We start from the raw sequence: 21,808 nt of genomic DNA on the forward strand, positions 1-21,808 counted from the left end.
GAGAACTGGGACCGATGCAGGACAACGAGAAGCTCCTCGAGTACCTCAGGCGCGCCACGGCCGAACTCGGCACGGCCCGGCAGGAGTTGCGGGCCGCCGAGAACGCCCGGCACGAGCCGGTGGCGATCGTCGCGATGGGCTGCCGCTACCCGGGCGGGGCCGACACCCCGGAGCTGCTCTGGGAGCTGGTCGAGCGCGGCGGCGACGCGATCGGCGACTGGCCGGACGACCGCGGCTGGGACGTCGGCCGGCTCTACCACCCGGACCCGGAGCGCACCGGTACCTCGTACACCCGCAGCGGCGGGTTCCTGTACGCGGCGGGCGAGTTCGACGCGGGCTTCTTCGGGATCAGTCCGCGCGAGGCGCTCGCCATGGACCCGCAGCAGCGGCTGCTGCTGGAGACCTGCTGGGAGACGGTGGAACGGGCCGGGATCGACCCGACGACGCTGCGCGGCAGCCGGACCGGGGTGTTCGCCGGGGCGATCGGCAACGGCTACGGCTCCGGTCCGCGGCAGCCCGCCGAGGTGGAGGGACTGCTGGACACCGGCACGGCCGGCAGCGTGGTCTCCGGCCGGGTCTCGTACACCCTCGGGCTGGAGGGCCCGGCCGTCACCGTGGACACGGCCTGCTCCTCCTCGCTGGTGGCGCTGCACCTGGCGGTGCGCTCGCTGCGGTCCGGGGAGTGCGCGCTGGCGCTGGCCGGCGGGGTGTCGGTGATGGCGACCCCGGACGCCTTCGTCGCGTTCAGCCGGCAGCGGGCGCTGTCCGCGGACGGCCGCTGCAAGGCCTTCGCCGCGGCCGCCGACGGCACCGGCTGGGCCGAGGGCGTCGGCGTGCTCCTGCTGGAGCGGCTCTCGGACGCCCGGGCCAACGGGCACCGGGTACTGGCCGTGATCCGCGGCACCGCGGTGAACCAGGACGGCGCCAGCAACGGGCTGACCGCCCCCAACGGGCCCTCCCAGCAGCGGGTGATCGCCGAGGCGCTGGCCGACGCCCGGCTCTCCCCCGCCGAGGTGGACGCCGTCGACGCGCACGGCACCGGCACCCGGCTCGGCGACCCGATCGAGGCGCAGGCCCTGCTGGCCGCCTACGGCCGCGGCCGCCCCGCGGGCCGGCCGCTGTGGCTGGGCTCGCTGAAGTCCAACCTCGGGCACACCTCGGCGGCCGCCGGTGTCGGCGGGATCATCAAGATGGTGCAGGCGATGCGGCACGGCGTGCTGCCGCGCACCCTGCACGTGGACGAGCCGTCCCCGTTCGTGGACTGGTCGGCGGGCGCGGTCGAACTGCTCACCGAGGCCCGGCCGTGGGAGACCGACGGCCGACCGCGCCGGGCCGGGGTCTCCGGCTTCGGCGTGAGCGGCACCAACGCGCACGTGATCGTCGAACAGGCCGAGGCGGAGCAGCAGGCCGAGGAGGACCCGCAGGCCGAGGCGGACCGGCAGACCGGGGCGGACCGGCAGGAGCGCCCGGACGGTGCCGGGGACGGCCCGGACGGCCCGCTGCCGTGGGTGCTGTCGGCCCGCGACCCGCAGGCGCTGCGCGCCCAGGCCGCCGGCCTGGCCGGCTTCCTCACCTCGGAACCCGCCGGCGGCCCCGCCGTCGCCCCGGCCGCCGTCGGCCGGGCGCTGGCCACCGCCCGGTCCGCCTTCGAGCACCGCGCCGCCCTGGTCGCCGCCGACCGCGCGGGCTTCGCCGCCGGCCTGGACGCGCTGTCCCGCGGCGAGACGGCGCCCGGCCTGGTGCTCGGCACCGCGGGCCCGGCCGGCAGGACCACCTTCGTCTTCCCCGGGCAGGGCTCCCAGTGGGCCGGGATGGCCGTCGAACTCCTGGACTCCGACGAGGTGTTCGCCGCCTCCATGGCCGACTGCGAACACGCCCTCGCCCCGCACGTCGACTGGTCCCTCACCGGGGTGCTGCGCTCCGGCGAGCTCCTGGAGCGCGTGGACGTCGTCCAGCCCGCCCTGTTCGCCGTGATGGTCTCCCTCGCCGCCCTCTGGCAGCACCACGGCGTCACCCCCGACGCCGTCCTCGGCCACTCCCAGGGCGAGATCGCCGCCGCCGTCGTCGCGGGCGCCCTCACCCTGGAGGACGGCGCCCGCGTCGTCGCCCTGCGCAGCAAGGCCCTGCGCCGCATCGAAGGACAGGGCGGCATGGTCTCGGTGCCGCTGCCCGCCGAGCGGCTGGCCGGTCTGCTGGAGCGCTGCGCGGGCCGGCTGTCCGTCGCGGCGCTCAACGGGCCGTCCGCGACCGTGCTGTCCGGCGACCCGGAGGCCGTCGAGCTGGTGCTCGCCGAGCAGCCGGACGCCCGGCGGATCCCGGTCGACTACGCCTCGCACTCCGCGCAGGTCGAGCAGGTCCGCGAGGAGCTGGCCGAACAGCTGGCCGGGCTGCGCCCGGTGGCCGCCCGGGTGCCGTTCTTCTCCACCGTGGACGGCTGCCGGCTGACCGGCGAGGAGCTGGACGCCGAGTACTGGTACCGCAACCTGCGCCAGACCGTCCGCTTCGAGCCGGCCGTCCGGGCCCTGCTGGAGCAGGGTCACCGCTACTTCGTGGAGGCCAGCCCGCACCCGGTGCTGACCTTCGGGGTGCAGCAGACCGCGGAGGCCGGGGACTTCGAGGCGGCCGCGCTGTGCACGCTGCGCCGGGAGGAGGGCGGCCGGGAGCGGTTCCTGCTGGCGCTCGGCGAGGCGCACTGCGCCGGCCGCTCGCCCGACTGGCGGCAGGTGTTCGGCGCGCGGCCCGGGCCGGCCGTCGACCTGCCGACCTACGCGTTCCAGCGCCGCCGGTACTGGCTGGAGGCGGGCCGGGCGGTCGAGGAGCCGGCCGACCCGGCCGCCGAGCGGTTCTGGGCGGCCGTGCGCGACGGCGACCTGCCGGAGCTCACCGCCACCCTCGGCGTCGGCGCCGAGGACCCGCTGAGCGCGGTGCTGCCCGCGCTGGCCGACTGGGACCGGCGCCGGGGCGAGCGCGGCACCGTCGACGCCTGGCGCTACCGGGTCGAGTGGCGCCGGCTCCCCGACCCCGAGCGGGCCGGACCGGAGCGGGCCGCGCCGTCCGGGCGCTGGCTGCTGCTGGTCCCGGAGGGGCTGGCCGGGCATCCGCTGGCGGCGGCCTGCGCGGGCGCGCTGGCCGGCACCGAGCTGACGGTCCTCGAACTGGCCGCGGCCGACGCCGACCGGACGGTCCTGGCCGGCCGGCTGGACGGAGCACCGGGCGGGGCGCCGGACGGCGTGCTGTCCCTGCTGGCGCTGGACGAGCGGCCGCACCCCGACCACCCGGTGGTGCCGGTCGGGGTGGCGCTCAACCTGGCGCTGGCGCAGGCCCTCGGCGACCTCGGCTCCCGGGCTCCCCTGTGGTGGGCGAGCAGTGGCGCCGTCGCCGTCGGCCCGCAGGACCGGCCGCCGGCGCCCGCCCAGCAGCTGAGCTGGGGCCTGGGCCGGGTCGCCGCGCTGGAGTACCCGCGCGGCTGGGGCGGCCTGCTGGACCTGCCGGAGGCCCTCGACGAACGCGGTGCCGACCGGCTGGCCGCGGCCCTGGCCGGGCGCGGCGGCGAGGACCAGATCGCCCTGCGCGAGGGCGCCGGGTACGGCCGCCGGCTGGTCCGCTCGCCCGCCGCCCGGGCGGGCGCCGGGCGGCCCTGGCGGCCGCGCGGCACGGTGCTGATCACCGGCGGCACCGGCGGGGTCGGCAGCCGGATCGCCCGCTGGCTGGCCGAGGCGGGCGCGGAGCACCTGGTGCTGGCGGGCCGCTCCGGGCCGCGGGCGCCGGGGGCGGCCGTGCTGGCCGAGGAGCTGACCGCGCTGGGCTGCCGGGTCACCCTGGCCGCCTGCGACGTCGCCGACCGGGCCGCGCTGGGCGCCCTGGTGGAGGGGCTGGCCGCGGACGGCGACGCGGTCCGCTCGGTGCTGCACGCGGCCGGCGCCGGCCTGCTGGTGCCGCTGCCGGACACCGACCTGGCCGAGTTCGCCGACACGCTGTACGCGAAGGTCGGCGGCGCCGCCAACCTGGACGAGCTGTTCCGGGACACCGCGTTGGACGCCTTCGTGCTGTTCTCCTCGATCTCCTCGGTGTGGGGCAGCGCCGACCACGGCGCGTACGCCGCCTCCAACGCCTACCTGGACGCACTGGCCGAGCGGCGCCGGGCCCGCGGCCTGGCCGCGACCTCGGTGGTCTGGGGCATCTGGGACCCGGAGGGCGGCGCGGGCATGGCCGCGCACCTGGTCGAGGCGCAGCTGCGGGCCCAGGGCATCGTCTTCATGCCGCCGTCGCTCGCGGTGACGGCCCTGCAGCAGGTGCTCGACCTGGACGAGCCGGTGCCGGTGGTCGCCGACGTGGACTGGGCGCGGTTCGCGCCGGTGTTCACCTCGGCCCGGCCGAGCCCGCTGATCTCGGAACTGCCGGAGGTCCGGGCCGCGCTGGCCGGCGAACCCGCCGACGAGCGGCCCGACGGCGCCTCGGCCGAACTGCGCGGGCGGCTCCGCCCGCTGCCCGCCGCCGAACGGGAGCGGGCGCTGACCGAGCTGGTCCGGGGCCGGGCGGCGGCCGTGCTGGGGCACGACTCCCCGGCCGCGGTGGAGCCCGGCCGGGCCTTCCGCGACCTGGGCTTCGACTCCCTGACGGCCGTCGAGATGCGCAACCGGCTGAACGAGGCGACCGGGCTGCGGCTGCCGGTCACCGTCGTCTTCGACCACTCCTCGGCCACCGCGCTCGGCCGCCACCTGGCCGCCGAGCTGTTCGGCGCCGTGGCCGGCCCGTCGGCCGCGGTGGTGGCCGCGCCGGTCGCGCCGGAGGAGGACCCGGTGGTGATCGTCTCCATGGGGTGCCGCTACCCCGGCGGGATCGACTCCCCCGAGGAGCTCTGGCAGGCGCTCACCGACGGCCTGGACGCCGTCTCCGAACTGCCCGCCGACCGGGGCTGGGACCTCGCCGGGCTCTACGACGCCGACCCCGACCGGCCCGGCACCAGCTACGCCGCCGCCGGCGGGTTCGTCCACCGGGCCGGCTGGTTCGACCCGGCGTTCTTCGGGATCAGCCCGCGCGAGGCGCTCGCCATGGACCCGCAGCAGCGGCTGCTGCTGGAGACGGCCTGGGAGGCGCTGGAACGCGCCGGGATCGACCCGGCCGCCCTGCACGGGCAACCGGTCGGGGTGTTCGCCGGCGCCGCCTACCAGGGGTACGGCGGCTCGATGGACCGGGTCCCGGACGAACTGGAGGGCCTGTTCATCGCGGGCGTCTCCACCAGCGTGCTGACCGGCCGGATCGCCTACACGCTGGGGCTGCGCGGCCCCGCCGTGACCGTCGACACCGCCTGCTCCTCCTCGCTGGTCGCCGTCCACCTGGCGGCCCGGGCGCTGCGGGCCGGCGAGTGCTCGCTCGCCCTCGCCGGGGGCGCCACCGTGGTCGGCACCCCGCTGTCGCTGACCGGCTTCAGCCGCCAGCGCGGCCTGGCCGCCGACGGCCGCTGCAAGTCCTTCTCCGCCGCGGCCGACGGCTTCGGCCTGGCGGAGGGCGTGGGCCTGCTGGTGCTGGAGCGGCTCTCCGACGCCCGCCGCCACGGGCACCCGGTGCTCGCCGTCCTGCGCGGCTCCGCCGTCAACCAGGACGGCGCCAGCAACGGGCTGACCGCGCCCAACGGCCCCTCCCAGCAGCGGGTCATCCGCCAGGCGCTGGAGAGCGCGGGCCTGACGCCCGCCGAGGTGGACGCCGTCGAGGCGCACGGCACCGGCACCCGCCTCGGCGACCCGATCGAGGCGCAGGCCCTGCTCGCCACCTACGGCCAGGACCGCCCCGCCGACCGGCCGCTGCTGCTCGGCTCCCTCAAGTCGAACATCGGCCACACCCAGGCCGCCGCCGGCGTCGCCGGGATCATGAAGATGGTGCTGGCCATGCAGCACGGCGTGCTGCCCCGCACCCTGCACCTGGACGAGCCCACCCCGGACGTCGACTGGACGGCCGGCGCCGTCGAACTGCTCACCGAAGCAAGGCCGTGGGAGACCGCCGGGCACCCGCGCCGGGCCGGTGTCTCCTCCTTCGGGCTGAGCGGCACCAACGCCCACGTCATCGTCGAGCAGCCGCCCGGCGGGGAGGCCGCCGCACCGGACGCGACGGACGCAGCCGACGGGATCGACCCGGCGCCGCGTGCCGTGCCCTGGCTGCTGTCGGCCCGCAGCGCCGACGCCCTGCGGGCCCGGGCCGAGCAGCTGCGCGCCCTCGCCGACCAGGGCCACGACCCGCGCGACGTCGGCCGGGCGCTGGCCCGCACCCGGACGGCGTTCGAGCACCGGGCCGCCGTGATCGGCACCGGGCCGGACGACTTCCGGCGCGGCCTGGACGAGCTGATCGCCGGGCGCACCGCGGCCACCGTGGCCCGGGGCCTCGCCGGCCGTCCGGGGCGCACGGTGTTCGTCTTCCCCGGCCAGGGCTCCCAGTGGCCCGGGATGGCGCTCGGCCTGCTGGACACCGAACCCGTCTTCGCCGAGCGGATCGCCGCCTGCGAGCGGGCCCTCGCCCCGCACGTGGACTGGTCGCTGACCGAACTGCTGCGCTCCGGCGACCCGTTGGAGCGGGTCGACCTGGTGCAGCCGGTGCTGTTCGCGGTGATGGTGTCGCTGGCCGAACTCTGGCGCTCGTACGGGATCGAACCGGCCGCCGTGGTCGGCCACAGCCAGGGCGAGATCGCGGCGGCCTGCGTCGCCGGGGCGCTGACCCTGGAGGACGCGGCCAAGGTGGTCGCGCTGCGCAGCAGGGCGCTGCGCGCGCTGACCGGCCGCGGCGCCATGCTGTTCGTGCCGCTCGCGGTGGAGGCCGTCACCGGCCGGCTGGCCGCCTGGGGCGACCGGATCGGCGTCGCCGCCGTCAACGGCCCGACCTCGGTGGCGCTGTCCGGCGACCCGCAGGCCCTCGCCGAGCTGGCCGAGGAGCTGTCCGCGGACGGCGTGCTGAACTGGCCCATCCCCGGCGTGGACTTCGCCGGGCACTCCGCGCAGGTCGAGGAGATCGAGGCCGAGCTGCGCACCCTGCTCGCCGACGTCCGGCCGCGCAGCACCGGGACGGCCTTCTACTCCACCGTCACCGGCGGCGCCCTGGACACCGCCCGGCTGGACGCCGGGTACTGGTACCGCAACCTGCGCCGCCCGGTGGAGTTCGGGCGGGCCGCCCGGGCCCTGCTGGCCGACGGCTACGACGTGTTCGTGGAGACCAGCACCCACCCGGCGCTCACCGTCTGGCTGCAGGAGGCCGTCGAGGCGGCCGGGGGCGACGGCGCGGTGGTCGGCACGCTGCGCCGCGACGAGGGCGGCCGCGAGCGCTTCCTGACCGCGCTGTCCGAACTGCACGTACTGGGCGTGCCGGTGGACTGGGCCACCGTGTTCCCCGACGGCGGCCGCCCGGTCGGCCTGCCGACGTACCCGTTCCAGCGACAGCACTACTGGCTGGTCCCGGCGGAGCCGCAGAGCGGCGGAGCGGGGGCGGCGGCGCCCGCGGACGAACGGTTCTGGGACGCCGTCGGGCGCGGGGACTCCGCCGCGCTGGCCGACGCGCTGCGGATCGAGGACGAGGCCACCCGCGGCTCGCTGGCCGCCGTGCTCCCGCCGCTGGCCTCCTGGCTGCGGCACAGCCGGGGCCTGGCCACCGTCGACGGCTGGCGCTACCGCGTCGCGTGGCGGCCCCTGCCGACCGCCGGGACGGGCCGCCCCCGGGGCCACTGGCTGGTGGCCGTCCCGGCGGGCGCCGCCGGCGACCCGGTCACGGCCGACTGCCTGCGGGCGCTCACCGAGCACGGCGCCGGGGCCACCGTCTGGGAGGCCCCGGACACCGGCCGGGCCGAACTGGCCGCCCGGCTCGCGGAGCTGCGCCCGGACGGCGTGCTCTCCCTGCTCGCCCTGGACGAGCGCCCGCAGGCCGCCGGGTCGGCGCTGCCGGCCGGGCTGGCCGCCACGGTGACCCTGCTCCAGGCGCTCGGGGACTGCGGATCGGCGGCACCGCTGTGGTGCGCGACCCGGGGTGCGGTCGCGGTGGGCCGCTCCGACCGGCTCGCCGCTCCGCTGCAGGCGCTGGCCTGGGGCCTCGGCGGGGTGGCCGCGGTGGAGTACCCGCAGCGCTGGGGCGGGCTGGTCGACCTGCCGGAGCTGCTGGACGCCCGGGCCCGCGCCCGGCTGGCCGGCCTGCTGGCCGACGCCGACGGCGAGGACCAGGTGGCGCTGCGCCCGTCCGGTCTGTACGGCCGCCGGCTGGAGCGCGCGGCGGCCGGGGGCGGCGGGGCGGCCTGGGTACCGGACCCGGACGGCACGGTGCTGATCACCGGCGGGGCGGGGGCGCTCGGGGCGCACGTCGCCCGCTGGCTGGCCCGCTCCGGTGCCCGGCACCTGCTGCTGACCGGCCGTCAGGGTCCGGCGGCGCCCGGCGCCGCCGAGCTGGTCGCCGAACTGGCGGGGCTGGGGGCGAGCGCCACGGTGGCGGCCTGCGACGTCGCGGACCGCCCGGCACTGGCACGGCTGCTGGCCGCCGTCCCGGCCGACCGGCCGCTGCGGGCCGTGGTGCACGCCGCCGGCGTCCTGGACGACGGCGTGCTGGACTCGCTGACCCCGGAGCGGGCCGCGGGGGTGCTGCGGCCCAAGGTGGACGCGGCGCTGCACCTGGACGAGCTGACCCGGGATCTGGACCTGCAGGCCTTCGTGCTGTTCTCCTCGCTGGCCGGGACCCTCGGCGGCACCGGGCAGGGCGGCTACGCGGCGGCCAACGCCTTCCTGGACGCCCTGGCGCAGCAGCGCCGGGCCGCCGGCCGCGCCGCCACCTCGGTGGCGTGGGGCCTGTGGGGCGGGGAGTCGCTGGCCGGCGGCGCGGTCGGCGAGCGGCTGGTGCGCGACGGCCTGCCCGCGATGGCGCCGCAGGCGGCGCTCGCCGCACTGCAGCAGGCCCTGGACCACGACGACACCCGGGTGGTCGTCGCCGACTTCGCCTGGGAGCGGTTCGTCCGGGCGTACACCGCCCTGCGGCCGAGCGCCCTGCTGCGCGACCTGCCCGAGGCGGCCCGGGTGACGCCGCAGGACGCGGGCGGGGACTCCTTCGCGGCCCGGCTGGCCGGGCTGGACCGGGCCGCGCGGCTGACCGCGGTGGCGGAGCTGGTGCGCACCGAGGTGGCCGCGGTGCTCGGCCACCCGGACCCGTCGGCGATCGAACCGGAGCGGGTGTTCAAGGACATCGGCTTCGACTCGCTGACCGCCGTCGAACTGCGCAACCGGCTCTCCGCGGCCACCGGACTGCGGCTGTCCGTCACCCTGGTGTTCGACTACCCGACGACGGCCGCGCTGGCCGGGCACCTGCTGCCCCAGCTGCCGGGCGCGGACGAGGCGCCCGCGGCGGCGCCGCCCGCCGCCGGACCGGCCGCCGCCGAGGACGACCCGATCGCGATCGTCGCGATGGGCTGCCGCTTCCCCGGCGGGGTGCGCACCCCGGAGGACCTGTGGCGGCTGGCGGTGGAGGGCACCGACGCGATCGGCGGCTTCCCCACCGACCGCGGCTGGGACCTGGAGGGCCTGTACGACCCGGATCCGGAGCAGGTCGGCACCACCTACGCCCGCGAGGGCGGCTTCCTCTACGACGTGGGCGACTTCGACCCGGCGTTCTTCGGGATCTCGCCGCGCGAGGCGGTCTCCGTCGACCCGCAGCAGCGGCTGCTGCTGGAGGTCGCCTGGGAGGCGTTCGAGCGCGCCGGGATCGACCCGCACACCCTCAAGGGCGACCGCGGTGGCGTGTTCGTCGGCTCCAGCTACCGCGACTACGGCTCGCGGGTGACCCGGCCGTCCGAGGAGTTCGAGGGCTACCTCGGCATCGGCAGTGCCGGCAGCGTGGCCTCCGGGCGGATCGCCTACACCTTCGGCCTGGAGGGCCCGGCGGTGACCGTGGACACCGCCTGCTCCTCGGCGCTGGTCGCGGTGCACCTGGCCACCCGGGCGCTGCGGGCCGGCGAGTGCACGCTGGCGCTGGCCGGCGGGGTGACGGTGATGGCCGGGCCGGGCGCGTTCGTGGAGTTCAGCCGGCAGCGCGGCCTGGCCGCCGACGGCCGGTGCAAGCCGTTCGCGGCCGCCGCCGACGGCACCGCCTGGGCGGAGGGCGCCGGTCTGCTGCTGCTGGAACGGCTCTCCGACGCCCGCCGCCACGGGCACCCCGTGCTGGCGCTGATCCGCGGCTCGGCCGTCAACCAGGACGGCGCCAGCAACGGGCTGACCGCGCCCAACGGCCCCTCCCAGCAGCGGGTCATCCGCCAGGCGCTGGAGAGCGCGGGCCTGACGCCCGCCGAGGTGGACGCCGTCGAGGCGCACGGCACCGGCACCCGCCTCGGCGACCCGATCGAGGCGCAGGCCCTGCTCGCCACCTACGGCCAGGACCGCCCCGCCGACCGGCCGCTGCTGCTCGGCTCCCTCAAGTCGAACATCGGCCACACCCAGGCCGCCGCCGGCGTCGCCGGGATCATGAAGATGGTGCTGGCCATGCAGCACGGCGTGCTGCCCCGCACCCTGCACGTCGACCGGCCGTCCCCGGAGATCGACTGGACGGCCGGCGCGGTCGAACTGCTCACCGAGAACACCCCCTGGCCGAGCACCGGGCACCCGCGGCGCGCCGCCGTCTCCTCCTTCGGGGTCAGCGGCACCAACGCGCACACCGTGCTGGAGCACGTCCCGGCCCCCGCCCCGGCCGCCGAGCCGGGCACCGACACGGCCGGCGGCCCGGGCGCGGCGGGCCGGGGCGGCGAGCCCGGCCCGTGGCTGCTGTCGGCCCGCACCCCCGAGGCGCTGCGCGCCCAGGGCGCCCGGCTGCTGGAGCACCTGGCCGCGCACCCGGACACCGACCCGGGCCCGGCCCTGGCCGGCTCCCGCGCCTCCTTCGAGCACCGGGCCGCCCTGGTCGGCGAGGACCGCACCGGCGCCCTGCGGGCCCTGGCGGACGGCGCCGGCCACCCCGGCCTGCTGCTCGGCCCGGCGGGCCGGGGCGGACGCACCGCCTTCCTGTTCTCCGGGCAGGGCAGCCAGCGCGCCGGGATGGGCGCCCAGCTGTACGCCGCGCACGCCGTGTTCGCGGACGCCTTCGACCGGGTCTGCGCCGAACTCGACCCGCTGCTGGAGCGGCCGCTGCAGGAGGCGATCGCCGACGCCGCGCTGCTCGACCGCACCGAGTACACCCAGCCCGCCCTGTTCGCGCTCGGTACCGCGCTGTTCCACCTCGCCGAGCACTGGGGGGTGCGCCCCGACTACCTGCTCGGCCACTCGATCGGTGAGCTGACCGCCGCCCACGTCGCCGGGGTGCTCACCCTGCCGGACGCGGCGGCGCTGGTCGCCGCGCGGGGCCGGCTGATGCAGGCGATGCCCGCCGGCGGTGCGATGGCCGCCCTGGCCGTCACCCCCGAGGAGCTGGCCCCGCTGCTCGCCGGGCGCTCCGGCGAGGTCGCCCTCGCCGCGGTCAACGGCCCCGCCGCCACCGTCGTCTCCGGCGACGCCGACGCGGTGCTGGAGATCGCCGCCCACTGGTCGGCGCTCGGCCGGCGCACCCGACGGCTGCGGGTCGGCCACGCCTTCCACTCCCCGCACCTGGACGGGATGCTGGAGGACTTCCGCCGGGTCGCCGAGCAGGTGGCGTTCCACCCGCCGCGGATCCCGGTGGTCTCCAACGTGACCGGCGCCGTCGCCACCGCCGAGCAACTCGCCTCCCCCCGGCACTGGGTGGACCAGCTGCGCGGCACCGTCCGCTTCCACGAGGGCATCGCCCAGCTGGAGCGGGCCGGCGTCACCGGCTACGTCGAACTCGGCCCCGACGGCACCCTCGCCGGCCTCGGCCGGGACTGCCTGGGCGACGACTCCGACGACGCCCTGCTGGTGCCGCTGCTGCGCCGGGACCGCCCCGAACCCGCCGCGCTCACCGCGGCCCTCGCCGCCCTGCACGTCCACGGCCGACCGGTGGACTGGAGCCGCCGCTTCGGCGCCGCCGTGCCCGCCGAGGCCGCCGCCCTGCCGACCTACGCCTTCCAGCGCCGCCGCTACTGGCTGGAGGCCACCCCGGCCGAGGCCGACCTGCCGTCGGCCGGACTGCTCGCCGTCGACCACCCCCTGCTCGGCGCGGCCGTCGAACTCGCCGACGCCGAGGGGTACCTGTTCACCAGTCGGCTCTCCCTGCGGGCCCAGCCCTGGCTGGCCGACCACCGGGTGTTCGACGGGGTGCTGTTCCCGGCGACGGGCTTCCTGGAGCTGGCCGTCCGGGCCGCCGACCAGGTCGGCTGCGGGCAGGTCGAGGAACTGACCCTGGAGGCGCCGCTGGTGCTGCCGCCGTCCGGCGACACCGTCCTGCAGCTGGTGGTGGGCGCGCCGGATCCCTCCGGGGCCCGGCCGGTCGCCTTCCACGCCCGGCCGGAGGACGGCGGCCAGCCCTGGACCAGGCACGCCACCGGCCTGCTGGCCCCGGTCGCGCCCGGGGCCCGGCCCACCGCGGACGACCCGGAGCCCTGGCCGCCGGCCGGCGCCGAACCGCTGCCGGTGGACGGCCTCTACGAGCGCTTCGCCGCCGGCGGGTTCGGCTACGGCCCGGCGTTCCAGGGCCTGACCGCCGCCTGGCGGCTCGGTGACGAGGTGTTCGCCGAGGCCCGGCTGCCCGAGGGCCCGAGGGCCGACGCCGCCCGCTACGGACTGCACCCGGCCCTGCTGGACAGCGCCCTGCACGCACTGGTCTTCGACGTGCTGCCCGGCACCGGGCCGGAGGGGGACAGCCAGGGCTGGCTGCCGTTCTCCTGGAACGGCGTCGAGCTGCACGCCCAGGGCGCGGGCGGAGTCCGGCTCCGGCTGACCCCGACCGGGCGGGACTCCGTCGCGGTGCTGGTCTCCGACCCCGCCGGGCGCCCCGTCGCCTCGGCCCGCTCGCTGGTGCTGCGCCCGGTCTCCGCCGACCAGGTGCGCTCCGCCCGGACCGGGCACCACGAGGAACTCTTCCGCACCGAGTGGACGGCGCTGCCGCAGCCCGCGGCGGGCGCCGCGGGCGCGAGCTGGACGGAGCTGCCCCCGGGCGCCCGGCCCGCCGACCTGCCGGCCGAGGGCACGCCGGTGCCCGCCCTGGTGCTGGCCGGCTGCGCCCAGGAGCGGCCCGCGGACTGCGCGGACTCCGTCCGGGAGGCGACCGGGCAGGCCCTGGCGCTGGTCCGCGACTGGCTGGCCGAGGAGCGGCTGGCCGGCTCGACCCTGGCGCTGCTGACCTCCGGCGCGGTGCCCGTCCACCCCGGCGACGACGTGCCGGACCTCGCCCAGGCCGCCGTCTGGGGCCTGCTGCGCTCCGCGCAGACCGAGAACCCGGGCCGGTTCGTGCTGGTGGACGTGGACGACCTGGCCTCCTCCCGGGCCGCGCTGGGCGCGGCGCTGGCCTCCGGCGAGCCGCAGGTCGCCCTGCGCGACGGCCGCGCCTACGTGCCCCGCCTGGCCCGGGTGCCGCGGGCGGCCGAGACGGACGCCCCGCACTGGGACCCGGAGGGCACCGTCCTGATCACCGGCGGCACCGGCGCGATCGGCGCGCTGGTGGCCCGGCACCTGGTCGCCGAGCACGGCGTCCGCCACCTGGTGCTGACCAGCCGCAGCGGGCCCGCCGCCGAGGGCGCGGCCGAACTGCGCGCCGAGCTCGCCGCGTTCGGCGCCGAGGTCGAGCTGGCGGCCTGCGACGCGGCCGACCGCACCGCCCTGGCCGAGCTGCTGGACGGCCTGCCGGCGGCGCACCCGCTGACGGCCGTGGTGCACGCGGCCGGCGTGCTGGCGGACGGGCTGGTCGCGTCGATGACGCCGGACCAGCTGGCCACCGCGCTGCGGCCGAAGGTGGACGCCGCGGTGAACCTGCACGAGCTCACCGAGGGCGGCAAACTCTCCGCGTTCATCCTGTTCTCCTCCCTCGCCGGGGTCTTCGGCGGCATGGGGCAGGGCAACTACGCGGCGGGCAACGCCTTCCTGGACGCCCTCGCGCACCGGCGCCGGGCCCGCGGCCTGGTCGGCAGCTCGCTGGCCTGGGGCCTGTGGGCGAACGGCGGCGGCATGTCCGGCGGCCTGGACGAGGCCGACCTGCGGCGGATCGCCCGCGGCGGCATCGTGGCCTTCGCCCCGGCCGAGGGCCTGGCCCTGTTCGACGCCGCGCACGCGCTGGACGAGGCGACGGTGCTGCCGGTGCGGCTGGACACCCGGGCGATCGCCGCCCAGGCCGGCACCGGCGGCGTCCCCGCCCTGCTGCGCGACCTGGTCGCGCCGCCCGCCCGGCGCGCCGCCGGCGCGGGGCAGGCCGGGCCCGAGGAGCCCGAGGCGCTGAAGCGCCGGCTGGCCGCCCTGGCCGGGCCGCAGCGCGCCCGCGTCCTGCTGGACCTCGTCCGCTCGCACGCCGGTCTGGTCCTCGGCTTCGCCGCCCAGGACACCGTGCCGGCCGACCGCGGCCTGCTGGAGCTCGGGTTCGACTCGCTGACCGCCGTCGAACTGCGCAACCGGCTGCGGGCCGCCACCGGCCTGCGGCTGCCCGCCACCCTGCTGTTCGACCACCCGACCGCCGCGGCGATCGCCGCACACCTCGCCGAGCACCTCGACCCCGGGCCGGCCGTGCCCGCGCCCGCCGGGCTCACCGAGCTCGACCGGCTCGAACAGGCCCTCGCCGAGGGCGAGCCGCACCCCGAGCTGGCCGCCCGGCTGCAGTCCCTGCTGGCCCGGCTGCGCCCCGGCGCCCCCGCGGGCGGCCCGGACGAGGAGCTGACGGACCGGATGGGCGCCACCGACGACGACCTCTTCGACTTCATCGACAACGAACTCGGCATGCCGTGACGCATGCACCGCTCCCCCGGCCCCTGCCGACGACGACGAAGGTGACCTGCACCGGTGAATGACGACAAGCTGCGCGACTACCTCAAGCGGGTGGCGGCCGACCTGCACCACACCCGCCGACGGCTGGCCGAGGTCGAGGCGGGCGGCCACGAGCCGATCGCGATCGTCTCGATGAGCTGCCGCTACCCCGGCGGGGTCACCTCCCCCGAGGAGCTGTGGGAGCTGGTCGCCGCCGGCACCGACGCCGTGGCGCCCTTCCCCGCCGACCGCGGCTGGGACCTCGCCGCGCTGGTCGACGAGAGCCGGGAGCGGCCCGGGACCAGCTACGCGGGCGAGGGCGGCTTCCTGGAGGGCGTCGGCGCCTTCGATCCGGGCTTCTTCGGGATCTCCCCGCGCGAGGCGCTGGCGATGGACCCGCAGCAGCGGCTGCTGCTGGAGACCGGCTGGGAGGCATTCGAGCGGGCCGGGATCGACCCGGCCACCCTGCGCGGCAGCCGCACCGGCGTCTTCGCCGGCGTGATGTACCAGGACTACGCCGTACGGCTCCGGCAGGTTCCGGACGACGTGGCCGGCTACCTCGGCAGCGGCAGCTCCGACAGCGTCGCCTCCGGCCGGGTCGCCTACACCTTCGGGCTGGAGGGGCCCGCGCTCAGCGTCGACACCGCCTGCTCCTCCTCGCTGGTGGCGATCCACCTGGCCTGCCAGGCACTGCGCCAGCAGGAGTGCACGCTGGCGCTGGCCGGCGGCGCGATGGTGATGTCCACGCCGGTGCCGTTCGTGGAGATGAGCCGTCAGGGCGGGCTGGCCGCCGACGGCCGCTGCAAGTCCTTCTCGGCCGAGGCCGACGGGACGGGCTGGGGCGAGGGCGTCGGCCTGCTGCTGCTGGAGCGGCTCTCCGACGCCCGCCGCCACGGGCACCCCGTCCTGGCGCTGGTCCGCGGCACCGCCGTCAACCAGGACGGCGCCAGCAGCCGGCTGACCGCTCCCAACGGGCCCGCCCAGCAGCGGGTCATCCGGCAGGCGCTGGCCGCCGCCCGGCTGACCACCGCCGACGTCGACGTGGTCGAGGCGCACGGCACCGGCACCCCGCTCGGCGACCCGATCGAGGCGCAGGCCCTGCTCGCCACCTACGGGCAGGACCGGCCCGAGGACCGGCCGCTGCTGCTCGGCTCGCTCAAGTCCAACCTCGGCCACACCCAGGCCGCCGCCGGCGTCGGCGGGGTGATCAAGATGGTGCAGGCCATGCGGCACGGCGTCGTCCCGCCCACCCTGCACGCCGAACGGCCGACCCCCCAGGTGGACTGGACGGACGGGGCCGTCCGGCTGGTGACCTCGCCCACCCCGTGGCCGGAGACCGGCCGCCCCCGGCGGGCGGCGGTGTCCTCCTTCGGGGTCAGCGGCACCAACGGGCACGTGGTGCTCGAACAGGCCGCACCCGCCGGGGACGGACCCGCCGAGGCCGCTCCCGCCGGGGGCGGCGAGTTCACCCGGGCCACCGGGCCGGCCGACCCGCCGGCCACCCTGCCGTGGGTGCTGTCCGGCCACACCGCCGACGCCCTGCGCGCCCAGGCCGCGCGGCTGCACGCCCACCTGACCGAGCGTCCGGACGCGACCCCGGCCGAGGTCGGGCACGCGCTGGCCACCGGCCGGGCCGCGCTGGAGCACCGCGCCGTCCTGGTCGGCGCCGGCCGGGACGCCCTCCTCGACGCCCTCGCCGCGCTCGCCGACGGCCGCGAGGCACCCGGCGTGCTGCGCGGCCGGGCCGGCTCCGGCGGCGCCGTCGCCCTGGTCTTCCCCGGCCAGGGCTCCCAGTGGACCGGCATGGCCCTCGAACTGCTCGACACCGCACCGGTGTTCGCCGAGCGGATGCGCGAGTGCGCCGCAGCGCTCGCCCCCTGGCTGGACCGCTCCCCGCTGGAGGTGCTGCGCTCCGGCGAGGACACCGAGCGGGTCGACGAGGTGCAGCCGCTGCTGTTCGCCGTCATGGTGTCACTGGCCGCGCTCTGGGCCTCCTACGGCGTGGTGCCGGCCGCCGTCGCCGGGCACAGCCAGGGGGAGATCGCCGCCGCCGTCGTCGCCGGCGCCCTCACCCTCGAGGACGGCGCCCGTGTCGTCGCCCTGCGCAGCCGGGCCCTGCGCGCGCTCGCCGGGCACGGCGGAATGCTGTCCGTCTCGCTGCCCGCCGACCTGGTCCGGGCCCGGATCGCCCCGTACGGGGAGCGGCTGGCGCTCGCCGCCGTGAACGGCCCCTCCTCGGTGGTGGTCTCCGGAGAGCCCGCGGCCCTCGCGGACCTGCTGGAACGGGTCACCGCCGAGGGCGGCCGGGCCCGGATGGTGCCGGTCGACTACGCCTCGCACGGCCCGCAGGTCGCCGCGATCGAGGCGGAACTGCTCCACGAGCTCGCCGGGATCGCCCCGCGCCCCTGCGCGCTGCCGTTCTACTCCGCCGTCACCGGCGGCCTGCTGGGCGGCGAGGAGCTGGACGCCGGGTACTGGTACCGCAACCTGCGGCACACGGTGGAGTTCGAACAGGCCACCCGGGCCCTGCTCGCCGACGGCCACCAGGTGTTCGTCGAGGCCAGCCCGCACCCCGTGCTCGTCCCCGCCGTCCAGGAGACCGCCGACACCGCCGGCGCGGACGCCCTGGCCGTCGGCACCCTGCGCCGCGGCGAGGGCGGCCCGGCCCGGCTGCTCGCCTCGCTCGGCGAACTGCACCTGCGCGGCGCCGCGATCGACTGGGACGCCGTCTTCGGCGGCCGCCCGGCCCGCACCGACCTGCCCACCTACGCCTTCCAGCGCGAGGACTACTGGCTGGACGACACCTCGGCCGCCCCCGGCGACCTCACCGCCGCCGGGCTGGAGGCCGCCGACCACCCGCTGCTCGCCGCCATGGTCACCCTCGCCGACCAGGACGGGGTCGTGTTCACCGGCCGGCTCTCGGCCCGCACCCACCCCTGGCTGGCCGACCACGCCGTGCGCGGGCGGATCCTGCTGCCGGGAACGGCCTTCCTGGAACTGGCCGTCCGGGCCGGCGACCAGGTCGGCCTCCCCGGCGTCCGGGAGTTCACCCTCGGGGCGCCGCTGGTGCTGCCCGAGCAGGGCGGGGTGCTGCTGCGCCTGGCCGTCGGCGCCCCGGACGGGCACGGCGACCGGCCGATCAGCCTGCACTCGCGCACCGACGGCGAGCCGGACGGCACCTGGGTGCGGCACGCCGAAGGACTGCTCACCGCCGCCACCGCGCCCGAACCGGCCGCCACGGACGGCACCTGGCCGCCGCCCGGCGCCGTCCCCTTCGACCTGGACGGCCTGTACGGGCGCTTCGCCGAGGCCGGCTTCGCCTACGGGCCCGCCTTCCAGGGCCTGACCGCGGCCTGGCAGGCCGGCGGGGAGATCTGCGCCGAGGCCGTGCTGCCGCCGGACCAGCACGCGCAGGCGGCCGGGTTCGGGCTACATCCGGCGCTGCTGGACGCCGCGCTCCACGCCACCGGGCTCGGCCCGGACGCCACCGCCCGGATGCCGTTCAGCTGGTCCGGGGTCACCCTGCACGCCTCCGGGGCCACCGCCGTGCGGCTGCGGATCACCCCGACCGGGCCCGACACGCTCGCCCTCGCACTCGCCGACCCGGCCGGAGCCCCGGTGGCCACCGTGGCGTCCCTGGCGCTGCGCCCGGCCCCCGACGCCGCCGCGCCGCCCGCCTTCGACCCCACGCTCCACCGGGTGGAGTGGAGCCCCGTCCCACCGGCCCGCGAGGCCGCCGGACACCTCCTCGTCGCCGATCCGGCCGAGCTCGGCGAGGCGGTGCCCCCGGTGGTCCTGGTCCCGGCGGCCGGCGCGCCGACCGCCCGCGAGGCCGTGCACCGGGCGCTCACCCTCGTGCAGCGCTGGCTCGCCGACGACCGGTACACCGGCTCCCGGCTGGTGTTCGTGACGGACGGCGCGGTCGCCACCGGCCCCGCGGAGGACGTGCCGGACCTCGCCCACAGCGGCGTCTGGGGCCTGGTCCGCTCGGCCCTGGCCGAACACCCCGGCCGGTTCGGGCTGCTGGACCTGCCCGCGGACCAGGCCGACCTGCTCCCCGCCGCGGCCGCCGCCCTCGCCGACGAGGACCAGCTGGCCGTCCGCGGCGGCACCCTGCTCGCCCCCCGGCTGGTACGCGCCACGGCCGCCGAGGGGCACCCGACCGCCTTCGACCCGGACGGCACCGTCCTGGTCACCGGCGGCACCGGCACCCTCGGCGCGCTGGTGGCCCGGCACCTCGTCACCCGCCACGGCGTCCGGCACCTGCTGCTGACCGGCCGCCGCGGACCGGAGGCACCCGGCGCCGCCGACCTCGCCCACGAACTCGCCGCGCTCGGCGCCACGGTGACCGTCACGGCCTGCGACCTCACCGACCGGGCCGCGGTGGCCGCACTGCTCGCCGGCGTCCCCGCGGAGCGTCCGCTCACCGCCGTCGTGCACGCCGCCGGCGCGCTCGACGACGGCGTCGTCACCGCGCTCACCCCCGAACGGGTGAACGCCGTGCTCGCCCCCAAGGCCGAAGCCGCCCAGCACCTGCACGAACTGACCCGGGAGCTGCCGCTCGCCGCGTTCGTCCTGTTCTCCTCGGCGGCCGGCGTCTTCGGCGGCCCCGGCCAGGCCAACTACGCGGCCGCCAACGCCCAGCTGGACGCCCTCGCCCAGCACCGGCGCGCCCACGGCCTCGCCGGGCAGTCGCTGGCATGGACGCTGTGGGAGCAGCGCAGCGCCCTCACCAGCGGGGTGGACGCCGCCGACGAACGGCGGCTGGCCCGCTCCGGCCTGCCCGCCCTGACCACAGCGCAGGGCCTGGCCCTGCTGGACGCCGCGCTCACCAGCGACCTGCCGGCGCTCGTCCCGATCCGGATCGACAGCGCCGCCCTGCGCGCCCGGGCCGCGACCGGTCCCGTCCCCGCCCTGCTGCGCGGACTGGCCGGCGGACCGGCCCGCCGGGTCGCCGCGCGGGCCACCGCCGCCGACGGCTCGCTCGCCGGCCTGCTGGCCGCCCTCCCGGCCGCCGAACAGTCGGCCCGGCTGCTCGCCCTGATCCGCACCCACGTCGCCGCGGTCCTCGGCCACACCTCCCCGGAGGCCGTCGAGACCGGGCGGGCGTTCCGCGACCTCGGCTTCGACTCCCTCGCCGCGGTGGACCTGCGCAACCGGCTGAGCACCGCGACCGGGCTGCGGCTGCCCGCCACCCTGGTCTTCGACCACCCCTCCCCGGCCGTGCTCGCCACCTTCCTGCGCACCGAGCTGACCGGCGACCGCGCCGCAGCCGCCGCAGCAGCCCGACCGGTGGCCCGGGCCGCCGGAGAGGACCCGGTGGCCGTCGTCGCGATGGGCTGCCGCTACCCCGGCGGCGTCCGCTCCCCGCAGGACCTGTGGCGCCTGGTCGCCGACGGCGCCGACGGCATCTCCCCGTTCCCCACGGACCGCGGCTGGGACCTGGACGAGCTCTACCACCCCGACCCCGACCACCGCGGCACCTCCTACGCCAGGGAAGGCGGATTCCTCGACGCCGCGGGCGACTTCGACGCCGAGTTCTTCGGCATCTCGCCGCGCGAGGCGATCGCCATGGACCCGCAGCAGCGGCTGCTGCTGGAGATCGCCTGGGAGGCGTTCGAGCGGGCCGGGATCGACCCGACCGGACTGCACGGCACGGCAGCCGGTGTGTTCGTCGGGCTGATGCAGCAGGACTACGCCGCCCGGCTGCTGCCGCACATCCCCGAGGAGGTCGAGGGCTTCCTCGGCACCGGCAACTCCGGCAGCATCGTCTCCGGCCGGCTGGCCTACGTGTTCGGGCTGGAGGGCCCGGCCGTCACCGTCGACACCGCCTGCTCCTCCTCCCTCGTCGCCCTCCACCTGGCCGCCCGGGCACTGCGGCACGGCGAGTGCGACCTCGCCCTCGCCGGCGGCGTCACCGTGATGTCCAGCCCCGAACTGTTCGTGGAGTTCAGCCGACAGGGCGGACTGGCACCCGACGGCCGCTGCAAGCCGTACGCCGCGGCGGCCGACGGGACGGGCTTCGGCGAGGGCGCGGGCATCCTGCTCCTGGAGCGGCTCTCCGACGCCCGGCGCAACGGGCACCCGGTGCTCGCGGTGCTGCGCGGCACCGCGATCAACCAGGACGGCGCCAGCAACGGGCTCACCGCCCCCAACGGCCCCTCGCAGCAGCGCGTGATCCGGGCCGCGCTGGCCGACGCCGGACTCACCGCCGCCGAGGTCGACGTGGTCGAGGGCCACGGCACCGGCACCCGGCTCGGCGACCCGATCGAGGCGCAGGCCGTCCTCGCCGCCTACGGGCAGGACCGACCGGAGGGCCGGCCGCTGTGGCTCGGCTCGCTCAAGTCCAACCTCGGCCACACCTCAGCGGCGGCCGGCGTCGGCGGGGTGATCAAGATGGTGCAGGCGATGCGGCACGGCGTCCTGCCGAAGACCCTGCACGTGGACGGCCCGACGCCCCAGGTGGACTGGTCGGCGGGCGCGGTCGAACTGCTCACCGAGGCCCGGAGCTGGGACACCGACGGACGGCCGCGACGGGCGGGCGTCTCCTCCTTCGGCGTCAGCGGCACCAACGCCCACGTCGTCCTGGAGGAAGCCCCCGTCGAGGGTGACTCCGGCGAGCCCGGCGACGGCGTGCTGCCGTGGGTGCTGTCGGCACGCTCACCGGAGGCCCTGCGCGACGCCGCCCGTCAACTCGCCGCGGTGGAAGCCGATCCGGCGGACGCGGCCGCCACCCTGGCGACCCGCCGGGCCGCCTTCGAGCACCGTGCGGTGGTCGTCGGCGACCACGACACCCGCACCGCCGCCCTGCACGCCCTCACCACCGGCGAACCCCACCCCGCCCTCATCCAGGCCACCACCACCGGCACCGCCGGACGGACGGTGTTCGTCTTCCCCGGCCAGGGCTCCCAATGGGCCGGCATGGCCGCCGAACTCCTCGACACCGAACCCGTCTTCGCCCAACGCATCAC

The 21,808-nt window shown here is 78.0% G+C and carries 2 protein-coding genes; both read left to right on the top strand.

What is annotated here, in order from left to right; all coding sequences use genetic code 11:
- Positions 1–14 precede the first annotated feature (14 nt).
- Complete coding sequence (locus tag ACFYUY_RS38260; protein ID WP_387907833.1) at positions 15–14,819, top strand: type I polyketide synthase; 14,805 nt, start codon at positions 15–17, stop codon at positions 14,817–14,819.
- Between the two features lie 54 nt (positions 14,820–14,873).
- A partial coding sequence (locus ACFYUY_RS38265) for an SDR family NAD(P)-dependent oxidoreductase (protein ID WP_387907836.1) occupies positions 14,874–21,808 on the top strand: 6,935 nt, incomplete at its 3' end.

Origin of the sequence: Kitasatospora sp. NPDC004745 (assembly GCF_042873275.1) — a bacterium.
In the GTDB taxonomy this organism is placed as follows: domain Bacteria; phylum Actinomycetota; class Actinomycetes; order Streptomycetales; family Streptomycetaceae; genus Kitasatospora.

Excerpts from the sequence above, each read along its gene's own strand:
- ACFYUY_RS38260 (WP_387907833.1), top strand. The coding sequence starts at position 15 with ATGCAGGACAACGAGAAGCTCCTCGAGTACCTCAGGCGCGCCACGGCC.